This is a genomic window from Halobellus sp. Atlit-38R, assembly GCF_003665925.1.
Lineage (GTDB): Archaea > Halobacteriota > Halobacteria > Halobacteriales > Haloferacaceae > Haloquadratum > Haloquadratum inordinatus.
In genome coordinates this window covers 1-494 of record NZ_QXIJ01000245.1, presented here as the reverse complement: position 1 = coordinate 494, position 494 = coordinate 1, and the positions used below count along the sequence as shown (strand labels likewise).

Genomic DNA, 494 nt, shown 5'->3' with positions numbered 1-494 from the left:
ACAGTCTGGTAGAAGCATCGACAGAAGACGAAGCACTATCCACCGGAAAGACGGTGTTCGACCGCCTGGTCGGCGCGGACCCACACGCTGGCGCCGTCTTCGACTACCACGTGACGTTCGACGAGGAGGATACGTCCGTTGCGGGGAAGGCGCGATGGGGTGAGTTGCCGACTGCAGCCCCCGTCGACTCCGATGACGGCCAAGACCTGCTTGAGTGTGGCTGGGAGGCGACGAAAGAGGAGTTCGAGCGGAATCTCGAACGGGTGAGGGAGGCACTTGACGAACTTTCCGATGAGGAGATCATGCGCGACGAAGATCTCGCTCGGCACGCCTTCCACCAGGTCGGCGCCTACGACGGGCCAACGATCTTCCTGTACAACGAATATGCGAACGGTATCCGTCACCGTGAGCAGCTGGATCGAGTGCTGGAGGAGAGCGAGGAGCTCTGGATCGTGCCCGCCGACGTCCACTTCTAACAGATGTCCCGAATCACA

At 60.7% G+C, this 494-nt stretch carries 1 protein-coding gene; it reads left to right on the top strand.

The window, feature by feature from the left end:
- The coding region (locus D3D02_RS19170; RefSeq protein WP_121571372.1) for a hypothetical protein at nucleotides 1-476 on the top strand (476 nt) is incomplete at its 5' end.
- Between the last annotated feature and the right edge of the window lie 18 nt (nucleotides 477-494).